This window comes from Streptomyces sp. NPDC033177 (genome assembly GCF_055577715.1).
Map to the genome: position 1 here is coordinate 727,281 of NZ_JBVIPS010000003.1, position 15,524 is coordinate 742,804.

General features: G+C 71.1%; 17 protein-coding genes and 1 pseudogene. 11 read left to right on the plus strand and 7 right to left on the minus strand.

The window, feature by feature from the left end:
* Position 1: 1 nt before the first annotated feature.
* Positions 2-601 (minus strand): TetR/AcrR family transcriptional regulator, encoded by a 600-nt coding sequence (locus tag ACZ5U5_RS14590; RefSeq protein WP_469020759.1) that lies wholly within the window; start codon positions 599-601, stop codon positions 2-4.
* 148 nt (positions 602-749) lie between these two features.
* Between ACZ5U5_RS14590 and ACZ5U5_RS14595 the strand changes: the two genes are divergently transcribed.
* The 4 genes from ACZ5U5_RS14595 (at position 750) to ACZ5U5_RS14610 (ending at position 4,178) form a co-directional block, all read left to right on the plus strand.
* The gene (locus tag ACZ5U5_RS14595; protein ID WP_469020761.1) at positions 750-2,195 is read left to right on the plus strand and encodes an amidase; all 1,446 of its coding nucleotides are present in this window, start codon (positions 750-752) and stop codon (positions 2,193-2,195) included.
* 189 nt (positions 2,196-2,384) lie between these two features.
* Positions 2,385-3,068 carry a helix-turn-helix transcriptional regulator gene (locus tag ACZ5U5_RS14600; protein WP_469020763.1) on the plus strand — a complete coding sequence of 228 codons (684 nt, stop codon included), beginning with the start codon at positions 2,385-2,387 and terminating at the stop codon, positions 3,066-3,068.
* A 32-nt stretch (positions 3,069-3,100) separates the two neighbouring features.
* A complete protein-coding gene (locus ACZ5U5_RS14605) occupies positions 3,101-3,670 on the plus strand; it encodes a DUF3291 domain-containing protein (protein WP_469020765.1) in 570 nt (189 codons plus the stop codon).
* 1 nt (position 3,671) lies between these two features.
* Complete coding sequence (locus ACZ5U5_RS14610; RefSeq protein WP_469020768.1) at positions 3,672-4,178, plus strand: SRPBCC family protein; 507 nt, start codon at positions 3,672-3,674, stop codon at positions 4,176-4,178.
* An 82-nt stretch (positions 4,179-4,260) separates the two neighbouring features.
* Here the strand turns inward: ACZ5U5_RS14610 and ACZ5U5_RS14615 are convergent, their stop codons facing one another.
* From ACZ5U5_RS14615 to ACZ5U5_RS14625, 3 genes are all read right to left on the minus strand, one after another.
* Positions 4,261-5,184 (minus strand): SigB/SigF/SigG family RNA polymerase sigma factor, encoded by a 924-nt coding sequence (locus tag ACZ5U5_RS14615; RefSeq protein ID WP_469020771.1) that lies wholly within the window; start codon positions 5,182-5,184, stop codon positions 4,261-4,263.
* A gap of 35 nt (positions 5,185-5,219) precedes the next feature.
* Positions 5,220-6,263: a VOC family protein gene (locus tag ACZ5U5_RS14620; RefSeq protein ID WP_469020774.1), complete on the minus strand. Its 1,044-nt coding sequence runs from the start codon at positions 6,261-6,263 to the stop codon at positions 5,220-5,222.
* A 163-nt stretch (positions 6,264-6,426) separates the two neighbouring features.
* Positions 6,427-7,152: an alpha/beta hydrolase gene (locus ACZ5U5_RS14625; RefSeq protein ID WP_469020776.1), complete on the minus strand. Its 726-nt coding sequence runs from the start codon at positions 7,150-7,152 to the stop codon at positions 6,427-6,429.
* A 152-nt stretch (positions 7,153-7,304) separates the two neighbouring features.
* Here ACZ5U5_RS14625 and ACZ5U5_RS14630 point away from each other — a divergent pair, with 152 nt between their 5' ends.
* Entirely contained in the window at positions 7,305-7,712 is a 408-nt protein-coding gene (locus ACZ5U5_RS14630; protein WP_469020779.1) for a YciI family protein, read from the plus strand.
* A gap of 8 nt (positions 7,713-7,720) precedes the next feature.
* Positions 7,721-8,878, plus strand: a complete 1,158-nt coding sequence (locus ACZ5U5_RS14635; RefSeq protein WP_469020782.1) for an RNA polymerase sigma factor — start codon at positions 7,721-7,723, stop codon at positions 8,876-8,878.
* Here ACZ5U5_RS14635 and ligD (ACZ5U5_RS14640) read toward each other — a convergent pair.
* Together ligD (ACZ5U5_RS14640) and ACZ5U5_RS14645 are read right to left on the minus strand one after the other, a co-directional pair.
* Positions 8,862-9,866 (minus strand): non-homologous end-joining DNA ligase, encoded by a 1,005-nt coding sequence (ligD, locus tag ACZ5U5_RS14640; protein ID WP_469020784.1) that lies wholly within the window; start codon positions 9,864-9,866, stop codon positions 8,862-8,864. The two genes, ACZ5U5_RS14635 and ligD (ACZ5U5_RS14640), sit on opposite strands and share 17 nt — an antisense overlap.
* Entirely contained in the window at positions 9,863-10,552 is a 690-nt protein-coding gene (locus ACZ5U5_RS14645; protein ID WP_469020788.1) for a DNA polymerase ligase N-terminal domain-containing protein, read from the minus strand. The genes ligD (ACZ5U5_RS14640) and ACZ5U5_RS14645 overlap by 4 nt, the downstream gene beginning before the upstream one ends.
* A 256-nt stretch (positions 10,553-10,808) precedes the next feature.
* Here ACZ5U5_RS14645 and ACZ5U5_RS14650 point away from each other — a divergent pair, with 256 nt between their 5' ends.
* From ACZ5U5_RS14650 to ACZ5U5_RS14660, 3 genes and pseudogenes are all read left to right on the plus strand, one after another.
* The gene (locus tag ACZ5U5_RS14650) at positions 10,809-11,690 is read left to right on the plus strand and encodes an SDR family oxidoreductase (protein WP_469020789.1); all 882 of its coding nucleotides are present in this window, start codon (positions 10,809-10,811) and stop codon (positions 11,688-11,690) included.
* A gap of 55 nt (positions 11,691-11,745) precedes the next feature.
* Positions 11,746-12,657 (plus strand): non-homologous end-joining DNA ligase, encoded by a 912-nt coding sequence (gene ligD / locus ACZ5U5_RS14655; RefSeq protein ID WP_469020791.1) that lies wholly within the window; start codon positions 11,746-11,748, stop codon positions 12,655-12,657.
* A gap of 60 nt (positions 12,658-12,717) precedes the next feature.
* Positions 12,718-12,849: pseudogene (locus ACZ5U5_RS14660) on the plus strand (glutathione-dependent formaldehyde dehydrogenase); the annotation flags it as partial.
* Between the two features lie 24 nt (positions 12,850-12,873).
* Here the strand turns inward: ACZ5U5_RS14660 and ACZ5U5_RS14665 are convergent.
* On the minus strand, positions 12,874-13,674 hold the full coding sequence (locus ACZ5U5_RS14665) for a VOC family protein (RefSeq protein WP_469020793.1): 801 nt from the start codon (positions 13,672-13,674) through the stop codon (positions 12,874-12,876).
* A 277-nt stretch (positions 13,675-13,951) separates the two neighbouring features.
* Here ACZ5U5_RS14665 and ACZ5U5_RS14670 point away from each other — a divergent pair, with 277 nt between their 5' ends.
* Positions 13,952-14,197, plus strand: coding sequence for a DUF6479 family protein (locus ACZ5U5_RS14670; protein ID WP_469020795.1), 246 nt, complete (start codon positions 13,952-13,954; stop codon positions 14,195-14,197).
* Positions 14,198-14,313: 116 nt separating this feature from the next.
* Positions 14,314-15,351, plus strand: coding sequence for a Gfo/Idh/MocA family protein (locus tag ACZ5U5_RS14675; protein WP_469020797.1), 1,038 nt, complete (start codon positions 14,314-14,316; stop codon positions 15,349-15,351).
* Positions 15,352-15,524: the final 173 nt, after the last annotated feature.

The following is a 15,524-nucleotide window of genomic DNA, read 5'->3' on the forward strand; positions in this document are numbered from 1 at the left end:
ATCATCGGGGCCGCCGCTCGTCGATGATCCCCTCGATGATTCTCAGCAGCCGATCCCCCGCCCGGTCGATGCTTCCGTTCTGCGTGCTGACCTGCGCGCCTTCGAGCAGGAAGGTGATCTCGGCCGCCGTCTGTGCGGGATCGGGCAGACCGGCCTCGGTGCACATCCCGACCAGCCTGCGGGTCTGGTGGGCCTTGTGCTCCTCGATCACCCGCCGGGCAGGATGGTCGCGGTCGGGCAGCTCGGCGAGGGAGTTGATGAACGGGCAGCCCCGGTGCGAGATCGCGGGCAACCCCTCGGCGATGAAGTGGGCCAGGCCCAGGATCTGCTCCCGGGGGCGGCCGGGGTGTTCTGCCTCGACCCGGTCGAAGGCCGCCTGGTAGTCGGCCGCGACGATCCGCAGCCACTCCGCGACCAGTGCGTCCTTGGTCTCGAAGTGCCGGTAGATCGCCATCTTGGTGGTCTCGGCCCGCTCGGCGATGGCCTGGACACTCACCCGCCGGATCCCCTCGCGCCGGAAGAGATCCTCCGCCGCGTCGAGGATGCGCTCGCGGGGCGGCAGCTTCGCCACCCTGCTCGGCCTGCCGGCGGTCAATGCCATGACTACTCCGTGACGTCCGGTCAGTCGTGGGGCGTCGGCGCCCCACATTTGCTGCCACATTCGCTGCTACGGTACCAGTCCGTTCCGGACGATACCGTTGGGTATCATCCGGGACTTGACGGTATCTTTTCTTCCGCTGGGAGTGACAGTGAGAGTCAGCGAGTACGTGAACTTCGACGCGGTAGGGCTCGCGCGACTGGTCGCCGCGGGTGAAGTGACCCCCGCCGAACTGGAGGCAGCCGCACGTGAGGCCGCACGCGCGGTCAATCCGCGCATCAACGCCGTCGTGGAGACGTGGCCGGCCGATGACGAACCCATGCCCGGCAGTTCCCCGCTGGCCGGAGTCCCCTTCCTGATCAAGGACATCGGAGTCTCCATGGCCGGCAGGCGCACGGAGCTGGGCAGCCGCCTCGCGGCCGGCAACGTCGCCCGGACCGACTCCTCCCTGATGCGCCGCCTCCGCGGCGCGGGCCTCGTGACGTTCGGGCGCACCGCGACACCGGAGATGGCATACAGCATCACGACGGAACCGGTGCTGTACGGGCCGGTCCGCAATCCATGGGACCTGGAGCGCAGCGCGGGCGGTTCCAGCGGGGGTGCGGGCGCGGCCGTCGCGGCCGGGGTGGTTCCGATCGCGCACGGCACCGACGCCGCGGGCTCGCTCCGTGTCCCCGCGGCCTACAACGGGCTCTTCGGTCTCAAGCCGACGCGCGGCCGGGTCTCCATGGGCCCCGACGTCGACGAGATCTTCAACGGCCTGGCCGTGCACGGCAGCGTCAGCCGGACCGTACGCGACAGCGCCGTACTGCTCGACCAGATACGCGGACCCGAGCCGGGCGACCCCTACTTCGCCCAAGAGCCGGCCCGCCCGTACGCAGAGGAAGTCGCCCGGCATCCCGGCATCTTGCGGATCGGGGTTCTCGGCCAGGCGTGGGGCGGGCGCCGCACGACCCCACCGGTGGCCGACGCTCTCGCGCGTACAGTGCGTCTGCTCCAAGACCTCGGCCACCGGGTGGAGGAGGTCGAGGTCGGCCTCGGGGTCGACTGGGAGGAGTTCGTTCTGGCCAACGCTCGCCTCATGGCCGCGAATCTGACCGCCTGGGTGGACGAGCTGGCGGCCGCGTTCGGCCGGCCTGTCGACACCTCGACCCTCGAAGCGGAGACCCTTTCCGGCTACCACTACGGGCAGCGGGTCACCGGCCCCCAGCTCCTCGGCGCGCTCGCGCTCCGCAACCGGGTCGCGCGCACCCTGGCACGGTACTTCGACGCTCACGACGTACTGCTCACCCCGACCTTGCCGGAGCTTCCGATGCCCCTGGGTGCCTATGCCGAGGGTGCGCGGACGCTGGACGGCCTCGGCTGGATCGACCGGCTCAACGACCGCTCGCCGTTCACCTTGGCGTTCAACGTGGCCGGCACACCCGCCATGTCCGTTCCCGTGACGGCCGACGCCGGGACGGGGCTCCCGATCGGCATGCAGTTCGCCGCCGGATACGGACGCGAAGACCGACTCTTCCGCCTCGCGGGACAACTCGAACAGGCAAGTCCGTGGTCGGGCCGGACCCCGGGGGTGTGGGCGGCGAGCGCGTCCTAGCGCAGCACGGCGGACACCAGGTCCGAACCCAGTGCCGTCATCGCGGGCACGTTGAGGGTGTAGTGGATGCAGCGGCCCTGCCGTCGCGCCTCGTCGCCCACTGAATGCGCGGGGCGGACGTGCCCTCAGGTGCGTTGAGTCCAGCGCGGTACTTCTATCTCCAACCTGTGTTGTTCCTAGAATGGCCGAGTGGAGGACATCGATGCGATCGCGGTGCTGCAGGACCCTGTGCGGCGCCGACTGTACGAGTACGTGGCGGCGCAAGGCCGGGAAGTCGGCCGGAACGAAGCCGCCGAGGCGGCCGGGGTGGCGCGCACGCTCGCCGCGCACCATCTGGACAAGCTGACGGATGCCGGGCTGCTGGAGAGCGGCAGCCGACGCCTGACGGGGCGTTCGGGGCCGGGCGCGGGGCGCCCCGCCAAGGTGTACACGCGGGCGCCGGGCGAACGGTCGGTGTCGCTGCCCGCCCGCGACTACCGCACCGCCGCCGAACTGCTCGCCGAGGCTGCCGAGCAGGCCGGTCTCGACGCAGGGCTCTGTGCGGCCGCGCGGCGCCGGGGTGAAGCCCTGCGAGGCGCGGCGGCGCCCTGCGGCGGCCTCGAAGAGGCCATGGAGATGCTGGCCGCGCGCGGCTACGAACCGCACCTGGAGGACGCGGAGGCGGCGGAAGGTGAGGGCGCGGTGTCGGTGGTTCGCATGCGCAACTGCCCCTTCCATGCTGTGGCCGAGCGTTTTCCGCCGCTCGTGTGCGGGATGAATCTCGCGCTCCTTGAGGGGCTGCTCGGCGCGGGCGGTCCTGTTCACGCGCGGATGGACGCTCGGCCGGGGGAGTGCTGCGTGGTGCTCGACTCTTCTAAAAACAATGATGATTGACATAGAAAAGCCGGGCGTGCTGGGATGAGGCCATGACCGCATCCGAGCATGCCGCCCACCTCGCCGAGCTCAATGTCGCCACGCTCCTCCACCCCTTCGACGACGAGCGCATCGCGCCGTTCGTCGAGCTGCTCAATCCCATCAACGCCGCCGCCGACGCCGCCCCCGGCTTCGTGTGGCGGCTGGTGGAGGAGGGCGCGGCCGACGCCACCGGCCTGCGCCCGGCGGGCGAGGACGTCATCGTCAACCTGTCGGTGTGGGAGACCCAGGAGGCCCTGTGGGACTTCACCTACCGCAGCGGGCACCTGGAGGTGATGCGGCGGCGCCGCGAGTGGTTCGAGCGGCACATCGAGTCGCACATGGTCCTCTGGTGGGTCCCCGCCGGCCACGTGCCGACGGTCGGGGAAGCCCTGGAACGGCTGGCTGACCTGCGGGCGCACGGGCCGTCCCCGCGCGCGTTCACCTTCGCCTCGTCCTACACGGCGGCCGAGTCCGCCCACCGGCCCGGGGCGCCGATGAGTTCCGCCTTGCCGGGTCGTCTGTATAGGGGAAGCAGTCCGTATGGGGAAAGCATCCCTTCCGCGTCCGCGGAGGCCCGATGAGATGACGAGGAGCGTGCACATCGTGGACCAGGAGTACGTGAGCGCCACCCTGACCGTCGAGGCACCCGCCGCCGGAGTCTTCGCGGTGCTGGCGGACCCGACGACCCACTCCGCGATCGACGGCACCGGCTGGGTCCAACAGCCAGTCGACCGCGCCCCGTTGACAGAAAAAGGACAGATCTTCCGGATGGCCATGTATCACCCCAACCATCCGGACGGTGATTACCAGGTGGCCAACAGGGTCGAGGTCCTCGACCCGCCCCGGTCCATCGGCTGGCTGACGGGCGAGGAGAAGGAAGGCGGCCGCCTGGAGTTCGGCGGCTGGATCTGGCGATACGACCTCGCGCCGCTCGGCCCGGACGAAACCGAGGTCACGCTCACCTACGACTGGACGGCGGTGCCGCAGTTCATCCGGGAGTACCTCGACTTCCCGATGTTCGGGCCCGAGCATCTGACCAACTCACTGCAGCACTTGGCCGAGCTCACCACGTCGGAGTCCCGGACGTGACCGGCCGTCCTGCCTCCCTGCCGTGGGGGCTCAGCACCTTGGGCCTGGCAGTCATGCTGCCCGGCCCAAGGTGTTGAGTCGCCTACCTCTCTTCGTGACACAGGAGGCCGGTGCGCAGAGCGGCGAGCGTGCTCGACAGGAGGCGTGAGACGTGCATCTGCGAGAGCCCCAGAGCGGCGCCGATCTGTGCCTGGGTCATCTCCTGGCCGAAGCGCATCTCGATGATGCGGCGTTCGCGTTCGTCGAGGTCCGCCAGAAGCGGGGCCAGGGCGTGCAGATCCTCGAACACCGCGATGGCCGGGTCCTCCTGGCCCATGGTGTCGGAGAGGGAACGGCCGGTGGTGTGGGCCCCGCCCTCCTCACCCTCGCCGCGCGGGCTGTCCAGGGACCCGGCGACATAGCCATTGGCCGCCACGATCACTTCCAGGACCTGTTCCTCCGTCACCGCGAGCTCGGCCGCCAGCTCCGCGACCGTCGGTTCGCGGCCGTGCGCCGAGGACAACCGCTCCTGGGACTTGACCAGTTGGAGACGCAACTCCTGCAGTCTGCGCGGTACGTGCACGGCCCAGCTCGTGTCACGGAAATAGCGTTTGATCTCCCCGAGGATGTAGGGGACGGCGAAGGAGACGAACTCGAAGCCGCGGTCGACGTCGAACCGGTCGATCGCCTTGATCAAGCCCACGGTCCCGACCTGGACGATGTCCTCCAGCTGGCCGTTGCCGCGGTTGCGGTAGCGGCCGGCCACGTAGTGCACCAGGGAGAGGTTCATCTCGATCAGGGTGTTGCGCGTGTACAGGTAGGCGGGGGAGCCCTCCTCAAGTGTCCGGAGCTCCTCGAAGAAGAGCTTCGACAGCTCCCGGGCGTCCTTCGGTGCGACCTGGTCCGCTTCCTCGATCCAGGGCAGCCCGTCGCTCTCGTCCCTCGCCCGCGGCCGGTCGCTCTCGCCCCGCGCCCACTCGGCCGGCTCGGCGGCTTCCTCCACGTCCGCCGCTGCCTGCAGAAACATCGTCCGACTCCTCGCTCTCTCTCGTTCCGCACTGCTCAGCTCGCGGTGACCGTGAAGGCGTTGCCCTCCCGGTCGGCCAGCACGGCCTCGCGCCGATCGGGGGCCCCTTCGGGCGGCGCGATGACGCGTCCGCCCCAGCCGACGGCCGCCACGGCGGCCAGGTCGACGTCGGCCACGCGGAAGCACGGGTGCCAGCCGGACGGCGCGGCGTCCCTGAATGCGGCGACTGTGCGCAGCCCGTCGCGCACCTCGATCTGCCCGCGGGCGTACTCCACCTCGCAGCAGTCGCCTGACGTACCGGCCCAGTCCAGTACGTCCCCGTAGAAGAAGGCGGCGGCGAAGATGTCCCGGGTGCGCAGCTCAAGCCGGGCGACGGGGCCCGCGCCCGCCTTCCAGCGGTCGTCGGGGGCGCGTCGGCGCAGGCCGAACACCGCTTCCTGCGGGCCCGCCGCCACCGCGAGCCGCCCGGTCTCGGTGCTCAGCGGCCCTACGGCGACGGTGGCGCCGCGCTCACGCAGCCGGCCCACCGTGGCGTCCACGTCATCGACGCCGAAGTACGGAATCCATCCGGCCGAGACGCCCAGATCGCACGTGGCCTGATTGAGGCTTCCCACCGGGGCGCCGGCCCGTAGCGCCAGATATCGTGCCCTGCCTTGGGGGCCGAGCAGCGGGACGTGACACCAGCCGAGGACCCGGGCGTAGAACTCCTTGGCCGCCAGGACGTCACCGGAAGCCAGGCTCAGCCAGCACGGCGCGCCACGCCTCCTGCCCGTCGTTCCTTTTGGTCCCGCGGCGCCCGGCTGCGGCCCGTCGCCGTACGAGGCGGCCCGTGGTTCGCCCGGCGGTGGGACCAGGCGCAGCCCTCCGGCCCGGCGGACCGGCCTGACGCCGGTCCCCGCGCGCCCCGCTTCCCGGCCCCGGGCTCTCGCGTGCGGGGCGGCCCCCTCTCGCCGCTGCTGCTCACGCTCTCTGCTCACACCGATGTCCCTTGGCACAGCGCCCTCTCCCCATCTGGTTCCGGCGGTCTCGCCAGTAATTCCGCAGACGGGAGGCGCTGTACCGGGACCTTCCGCACCCATCCCTGGGACCAAGGGCCCGACCTGGCCGGTGCCAAAGTCTCAGCGGGGCGACTGACCGCCCCCGGATGCGTGGAGCTCGGCCACCGCGAACCGGGCCTCGTGGGCGCCGATCCAGCAACCGCCGGTACTCGTCAACCGGACCCTCAGCCGCGCAAGCCGTTCCTCAAGCCCGCCCAGGCGAGGGCACCGCACTCGCGGCCGCGTGAGCCGTCTGTCGACCGAGGGCCGACACGCCGGGCTCGTTCGACGGCACGCAGTGCCCCGCGGCGGGGTCGTACACGCAGCCGAGCACCCCGGCGTGGTTGGTGACCGGCTCGGACAACCGGGAGTCCCAGCCGTGGGAGAGCAGCGCTTCGTGCAGCTCGCGCGAGGATTCGACGGGCACGGCCTCATCGGCGGTGCCGTGCACGAGCCGGACGGGGATGGGCGTCGCCGTACGGTCCACCGCCTGAAGGGGCACGATGCCCGTGGTGCGTGCCGGGCGCCGGTAGCCGCCCGCGATGCCCACCACCGCGGCGGGCGCCGGGCCGTCGAATTTCTTCGGCTGGAGGGCGACGCCCATCGCCGCGCCGGCCCCCGCCGACCATCCCGCGAGGATCAACCGGCTTGCTCCGTCGCCGAGTTGGCGGGCATGGGCGTGCGCGTACCGCAAGGAGTCGACGAGATGTTCCCGTCCGTCGTCGGGCCGGTCCGAGCGCCAGTCCGGGACAAGGACGGTGGGACCGAGCCCCGCGATCTCCCGTGCCAGCGCGGCCATCACGTGCCGCTCGTCGGGCCCCATCCCGTGCCACAGCAGCACACACCGGTCGTCGTGCCGCCCGGAGGTGTAGATGTCGAGCAGTTTGCTGTCGCCGCCGGTGGTGTAGGGCACCGTCCGGGTCGTGATCATCACGTCCGTACCTCCAGGCCGGGCGGGGTCGCGGGACGAACCAGCCCTCGTATCCGAAAAAAGTCGCACGGAGATGTCGAGAACTCCAGACCGGCTCCGTCCCCGTGGTGAACGCGACCACAATGGGTCGCACCAGCACCGAGGAGAACATCATGGCCAAGTACCTGCTGCTGAAGCACTACCGGGGCGCCCCGGCCGCGGTCAACGACGTGCCGATGGACCAGTGGACGCCGGAGGAGATCTCCGCGCACATGCAGTACATGAACGACTTCGCGGCCCGGCTCGAGGAGAGCGGCGAGTTCGTCGACGGCCAGGCGCTCGCCCCCGAGGGGACCTTCGTCCGGTACGACGGTGAGGGCCGCCCGCCGGTCACCGACGGGCCCTTCGCCGAGACCAAGGACCTCATCGCCGGCTGGATGGTGATCGACGTCGACAGCCACGACCGCGCCCTGGAACTGGCCGGGGAACTGTCGGCGGCCCCCGGCGCGGGCGGCAAGCCCATCCACGAGTGGCTCGAGGTCCGCCCGTTCCTGAGCGCGCAGCACACCGGCACGGAGTGAACCCGGACATGGACGAGGGCTGGGTCCGGAGCCTCACGCCAAGCGTGATCGGTATTCTCGTCCGCCGCGGAGCCGACTTCGCGGCGGCCGAGGACGCCGTGCAGGACGCCTTGGTCGAGGCGGTCCGCGTCTGGCCCGCCGATCAGCCCCGGGACCCCAAGGGCTGGCTGGTCACCGTGGCCTGGCGCAAGTTCCTCGACGCGACGCGCGCGGACACCGCACGCCGCAGGCGTGAGGAGCGCATCGACGAGGAACCGGCTCCTGGACCCGCCCTCTCCGTGGACGACACGCTTCAGCTCTACTTCCTGTGCGCCCACCCTTCACTGACGCCGTCCTCGGCGGTCGCGCTCACCCTGCGGGCGGTCGGCGGTCTCACCACCCGGCAGATCGCCCATGCCTACCTGGTGCCCGAGGCGACCATGGCGCAGCGGATCAGCCGCGCCAAGCGAACCGTCTCCGACGTGCGGTTCGACAAAGCCGGAGACGTTGCCACCGTGCTGCGTGTCCTCTACCTGGTCTTCAACGAGGGCTACTCCGGTGACGTCGACCTCGCCGCCGAGGCCATCCGGCTCACCCGGCAGCTCGCGGCCGCGATCGACCACCCCGAGGTGGCGGGCCTGCACGCCCTCATGCTGATCCACCACGCCCGGCGCGCCGCCCGGACCGCTCCCGACGGCAGCCTGGTGCCGCTCGCCGAGCAGCAGCGCGGCCTGTGGGACACCGAGGCGATCGCCGAGGGCATCGGGATCCTGCACGCCGCCCTCGCCCGCGACCGCCTCGGCGAGTTCCAGGCGCAGGCCGCCATCGCGGCGCTCCATGCCGACGCGCCCACCGCCGAGGAGACCGACTGGGTGCAGATCGTGGAGTGGTATGACGAACTCGTGAGCCTGACCGGCAGCCCGGTCGTCCGGCTCAACCGCGCGGTGGCCGTCGGGGAGGCCGACGGACCGCGCGCAGGCCTGGCGGCACTCGCGGCGCTCGACGACACCCTGCCCCGCCACGCCGCCGTGGCGGCGTACCTCCACGAACGGGACGGTGACCTGGCGACGGCGGCACAGCTGTACGCCGAGGCGGCCCACAAGGCGCCCAACCTGCCCGAACGCGACCATCTGACGCGCCAGGCCGCGCGGCTCAACGCCGTGCTCAAGTTCAGGCGCGCTCCCTGACGACATCGGCCGGGTCCTTGTCGTCCCGCAGTCCCTGATAGCGGGGGTGGCGCAGCATTCCGTCGCGCGTCCATTCGGTGAAGGCGACTTGAGCCACGAGACGCGGCTGCGCCCAGTGCGCGGTCCGCTCCGCCACCGGGTCTTCGAACGGCGAGCCCGTCAGCCGGAGTTCGTCGAGCCGGCGGCGCAGGGCCAGCAGCGTGCGCCGGTCGAAGCCGGTGCCGACCTTGCCCGCGTAACGCAGCCGTTCGCCCTCGTGGTAGCCGATGAGCAGCGCGCCGATGCCCTCCCGGCTGCCCGTGGGCTCGGTGAAGCCGCCCACCACGAATTCCTGGCCCCGGGAGCACTTCAGCTTGAGCCAGTCGCCCGAGCGGCGCGCCTGATAGCTGCTTTCGGCCCGTTTGGCGATGAGACCCTCCCAGCCGCGGCGGCACGCGTCGGCCAGGAGTTCGGGCCCGCCCGCGTTGCGATGGGTGCTGAACCGCAAGGGGGCCGTGAACGTGATCGAGCGTCGCAGCAAGGACTTACGGGTGCGCAGCGGCAGCCGCCGTACGTCCATGCCGTCCAGGCGCAGCAGATCGAAGACGTAGTAGGTGACCGCGACCTTGCTCGCCGCGACGTCGGCGGGCCGCGTGAGTCCCATGCGCTGCTGCAGTCGCCCGAAGTCGGTCCTGCCGTGCGAGTAGGCGACGATCTCGCCGTCGATCGTGAAGTCCGCGGGGTCCTGTCCCGCGAGGGCGTCGACGATCTCCGGGTACGTGGCGTCGAGCCGCCGGCCGGACCGGGACCGGAGCGTCACCCGGCCGTTCTCGCGCACCGCCAGTGCCCGGACGCCGTCCAGCTTCCGCTCGAAGATCCAGCCGTCCGGGAAGTTTCGCAGGTCGGTGAGCGTGGCCAGCATCGGGGAGGCGGCCAGTTCGATGCCCGGCCTCGCCTCGCGGATACGGCCGTCCAGGCCCGGCGGCAGGCCGTCGAGCAGGCCGGTCATGATTGCTCACCGCTGTCGGAGTGCCATGTGGGCGCGTCCGGAGCCTCGGCGACCTGGCGCAGCGTACGGCCGCTGCGTGCCGACCGCGCCCGCCGTGGGTCGGGCGTTCCGCCGCCCGAGTGGTGCCCGGTCCGTACGAGCAGCCAGGTCGGTTTCGCGGCGGAGCCCCCGCTCTTCTCCTCGCGGCCGTGGAAGCGGGTGAGCGCGTACTGCCCGCGTAGCTTCTCGCCGTGCAGCTCGAATGTGGCGTGGCCGTTTTCCAGGGCTTCGCCGAACGGCACCGGCCGGTGGCGCTTGTCGTGGCTGGTCGGCCGGTAGGTGCCGCGGTCCCAGACGATGACGGTGCCGCCGCCGTACTCGCCGGAGGGGATCACCCCTTCGAAGTCCCGGTACTCCAAGGGGTGGTCCTCGGTGGGGATGGCGAGCCGCTTGTCGTGCGGGTCGGTGGAGGGCCCTTTGGGGACCGACCAGGACTTCAGTACGCCGTCGACCTCCAGGCGGAAGTCGAAGTGCATCGTGCTCGCGTCATGGATCTGCACCACGAAAGTGGGCTCATCGGCCGCATCCGCATCCGCCTTCGCATCCGCGTCGGCTGCGTCCCGCGCCGAGGGCTCGCCGCTCGGCTCGCTCGTCCTGTCGAAGTGCCGCTTGCCGCGGTAGGTCCGCAGACCGTCCTTCTCGCTCACGGCGGGCCCCTTCCGTCGGTTCGCTGATCCGTTCGGGTATGGGTTGGCTCGGCCCGGCCAGGTTATGCACCTCCGATCCCACCCGCACGGCGACCGGGGCGCACTCGTATGTGTGGGACCGCGGCCCGCGGGACACCCGATGCACCGATGGCTTGCGTCCGCGCAGGTCGTCCACCGTGAACGGTGTCAGGCGTTCGCGCCTCCGAGAGGTGCGGAGCAAGCTGGAGACAGTGGATCCGAGGAAGGAAGAACACCCATGGGTGACACCCCGCAGGACCCGACGACCAAGCACCCGCAGCCCGATTTCGCCTCGCAGGACCAGGAGCCGCCGGGCTGGACCGGCCCGATGGACCCGCCCCCGGACCACGGCGAGGAGTCCTACCGGGGGAGCGGGCTGCTGCAGAACCGGGCGGCGGTCGTGACCGGCGGCGACTCCGGCATCGGCCGGGCCGTGGCTCTCGCCTACGCACGCGAGGGCGCGGACGTCCTGTTCACCTATCTGCCCACGGAGGCGGAGGACGCCCAGGAGACGGTGCGCCTCGTCGAGAAGGCCGGGCGCCGCGGTCTTGCCGTGCCGTGCGACATCCGTGAGGAGGAGCAGTGCCGTCGCCTCGTGGAGCGTGCGGTGGCGGAGTTCGGGCGCATCGACGTGCTGGTCAACAACGCGGCCTATCAGATGTCCCAGCCTGATGGCATCACGGAGATCTCCACGGAGCAGTTCGACCGCGTCGTACGCACGAATCTGTACGGCATGTTCTGGCTGTGCAAGATGGCCGTGCCGCACATCCCGTCGGGCGGATCCATCATCAACACCACCTCGGTGCAGGCCTACAAGCCGAGCCCCCACCTGCTCGACTACGCCATGACCAAGGGCGCCATCGTCACCTTCACCCAGGGACTCGCGCAGATGCTGGTCGAGAACGGCATCCGCGTCAACGCCGTCGCCCCGGGCCCGGTGTGGACGCCGCTGATCCCGGCCACGCTGCCCGACACCAAGGAGTTCGGCAAGCAGGCCCCCATCGGCCGCCCCGCACAGCCCGCCGAGATGGCGCCCGCCTACGTGTTCCTGGCATCGGAGCAGGCGAGCTTCATCACCGCCGAGATCATGAACGCCACCGGAGGCACGCCGCTGCCGTGACCCGGCCGGGGGAGCGAGATGACCGCGGAAGCATCGGCGCGAAGGAGGCGGTGACGTGAGCCCCACTGTTGAGCTGCAGGTCGGACGACGCAAGGTCGAGGTCAAGCGAGCCGAGAAGGAGCTCTTTCCGCAGGACGGCATCACCAAGGCCGACCTCGCCGAGCACTATCGGCGGGTGGCGCCGCGCATGCTGCCCGAGCTGCGCGGCAGGCCCCTGATGCTGGAGCGCATGCCGGACGGGATCGACGGCGACCGCTTCTACCAGAAGGAGGTCTCCGACTACTTCCCCGACTGGATCCAGCGCGCCACCGTGGCCAAGGAGGGCGGCAAGGTCACGCATGTCGTCTGCGAGGACGCGGCGACGCTCGTCTATCTCGCGGGCCAGGCCTGCATCACCCCTCATCGCTGGCTGAGCCGGGCCGACCGGCCGCGCTGCCCGGACCGTCTGGTCTTCGACCTCGACCCGCCCGGCGACGACTTCGAACCCGTGCGCAGTGCGGCCCACCAGCTGCGCGAGCTGCTCGAAGAGCTGGACCTGCCGTCGGGCCTGATGACCACCGGCTCCCGCGGTCTGCATGTCGTCGTGCCCCTGAACCGGCGCGACGACGCCGACGACGTGCTCGCATTCTCCCGCGCCGCCGCCGAAGCCCTGGCCGCGCGGCACGACAAGGAGCTGACGGCCGAGCCCCGCAAGGACGCACGCAAGGGACGGCTGTACCTCGATGTCGCGCGCAACGGCTACGCCCAGACCGTGGTCGCCCCGTTCGCCGTCCGGTCCAGGCCCGGCGCCCCCGTGGCCGTGCCGCTGGGCTGGGACGAACTGGACACACCTGGGCTGACCGCCCGCCGCTGGACGGTGGCCGACCTCGGGGACCGCCTCGACAAGGACCCCTGGGCCGGACTCGCCAGGCACGCGCGCGGCGTGAGCGCAGCCGCCAGGCGCCTGCGCGAGCGCACGCAGGCATAGCGGCGCCCGCACGGGAGACCCGCAGGAGGCCGAGCGTCACCGCTACTCGAGGAGAAGCTGATGCGTGCACTCACCTGGCACGGCAAGCGAGATGTCCGTGTCGAGACGGTCCCCGACCCCGTGCTCGAGGAGCCGACCGATGTCATCGTGCGGGTGACCTCCACCGGCGTGTGCGGTTCCGACCTGCATCTCAGGCCTTGAGGCCGAAGACCGGGCTCACCGGGCCGGTTTGGAGTTCACCACGAAATGCGCCCCGTCGGGGTCGCTCAGGAGCGCCTCCGTGGCCCCCTGCGCGCCCTGCAGGACGCTGCCGCCGTGGGCGCGCGCGGCCCGGACACAGGCGTCCACGTCGTCGACCGTGAAGTGGATCTGCCAGTGGGGCCGAATCTCCGGATCGGGCGCCGATTCCACCGCGCCCGAATGGATGCGGGCCACGACATCCCCCTGGCTGCGCAGCACGACCCGTTCGTCCTCGTAGTGGACCTCGCAGCAGCCCGATGCCGAGGACGCCCAGCCGAGGACCTCCGCGTAGAAGATCGCCGCGTCGAAGGCGTCCCGGGTGTAGAGCTCCACGAAGACCGGGGCCGCGCGGCGCCACGCCTCCCAGTCGGACACCAGCTCGCCCTCCCAGATGCCGAAGACGGCTCCTTCGCGGTCGGCGAGCAGCGCCGCCCGGCCCGGCGGGAAGGAGATGGGCCCCACCGCGGTCGTCCCGCCACGCTCCTGGCTGCGGGCCACGGTCTCGTTCGCGTCGGAAGCGGCGAAGAAGGGGGTCCAGGCCACGGCCGCCTGCCCGACGGCCTCGACGGCGGACACCCCCGCCACCGGGACACCGTTCACACTCGCGAACCTGTACTGGTCGCCCAGCTTGCCGACGCGCCAGTCCCACCCCAGTACGGCGTGGTAAAAGGCCTGGGCGGTCTCCAGATCCCGCGTGGTCAGGCTGACCCAACAGGGTGCCCCGAACACCGAGCTGCTGGGTACGTTGCGGCTTGCGGATGCCTTTTGGCTGCTCATCTTTTTGTACCGTTCCGAGGTCGAAGGGCGCCCCCACCCTCTTCGGGCTACCGGCGCCCGACCCTGCGGCCGGGAGACGACCCGCATCGGCGGCCCGCGCCCGTGATCCCTGTCGGCTCCATCATCCCCACAGAGGGGCCTCGCGTCGCGCCAGGCACAGGGAATCCATACCTCTGCATGGATGATCTCGGGCCGGGAACCCGGGCCATCAGCGGTGTCAGTACGCATCAGGCGACTGGCGGGAGCGTTTTCTCCTCAGATGGGGTACATGAGCGTTATGCGCACTCACAGCTATACCGTTCTGGCCGTCGAGGGCGGCGGCTCGCTGATCTTCATCATCGTCGGCCTCGCCGTGGTCATCGGCCTGCTCGCCATGTTCGTCAGCGGACGGCGCCGCGCGGCGCGCCACACCGAGCCCACCACCCCCCCTCACAACGTCGATCCCCCCAGCGGCGAAGCCCAGCGCGGCACCACCTGGCAGACCCCCGACGACGACCCCGACCAGGGGCACCCGCACCCCTGACCGCTGGGGCGGGGCGGTGAACGGGGTCTGGCGGTAACGGCGTGACGCGGGGGAGGGTTCTCTCGCCGGAGACGAGTGCGGGGGAGCCCGCCACCAGGAGGGGAGACACCACCGTCATGCCATCTCAGCGAGGACTCGGTGTGGCCGTCATCGGCACCGGGAAGATGGGCGCGGACCATGTGCGCCGGATCCACGACGTCATCAGCGGGGCGCGGGTGGCGGCCGTCGCCGACATCGAGGCGGAGCGGGCGAAGACTCTGGCCGCCACGATCGACGGCTGTACGGCCTATACCGATCCGGTGGCCGCCATGGCCTCGGGGGAGGTGGACGCCGTACTCATCGCCTCTCCCGGCCCTGCCCACGAGGCGGCATTGATCGAGGCGCTCAAGCATGACCTGCCGGTGCTGTGCGAGAAGCCGATGACTCCGGACACGGCCTCCTCCCTGCGGATCCTGGAGGCGGAACGGCGGCTCGGGCGCCGGCGCATCCAGGTGGGCTTCATGCGGCGCTACGACTCCGAGTACGTGAAGCTCAAAGCGATGCTCGACAGCGGCGATTTGGGCCGGGCGCTGATGCTGCACCAACGTCACCGAAACCTGGCCATGCCGCCCGGGTTCACCGACGACATGCTCATCACCAGCTCGGTCGCCCACGAGGTGGATGCGACCCGCTGGCTGCTCGACCAGGAGATCGTGGCGGTCACCGTGCACAAGCCGGCACCGACGTCGCTCGCCCCGGCCGGCATGAACGACCCGCAGCTCGTCCTGTTCGAGACCGCGGCGGGCGCGCTCGTCGACGTCGAGATCTTCGGCCACTGCGGCTACGGCTACCAGGTCCAGGCCGAGGCCGTCTGCGAGCGGGGAACCGTGCGCATCGGGGACGAACAAGGGCCCAGGGTGAGCGTCGACGGCCGGTGGGGAGGCCATGTGCCCCCGGATTACGTCGAGCGTTTCGAGGACGCCTACGACCGTGAGGTGCAGGCGTGGGTGGACGCCACCCGCAGGGGCGAGGTCACAGGACCGAGTGCCTGGGACGGTTACGCGGCCGCGGCGGTGTGCGAGGCCGGCGTCGCGTCCCAGAGGGAGGGTGGGCGCGTGACGGTGGAGCTGGTCGAGCGCCCGGACTTCTATGGGCAGACGGTGCGGCGGGACTGAGTGGCGAGGGGGGGGGGGGGGGGGGAAACCCCCGCTCTCCCCCCCCCCCCCCCCCCCCCCCCCCCCCCCCCCCCCCCCCCCCCCGACGAACACACCCCCCCCCCCCCCCTTTTCGGTGTCGCCTCGTCCCCCCCCCGCTTCCCCCCCGCCGTAAGGGAGGTCACGCGCCGGAG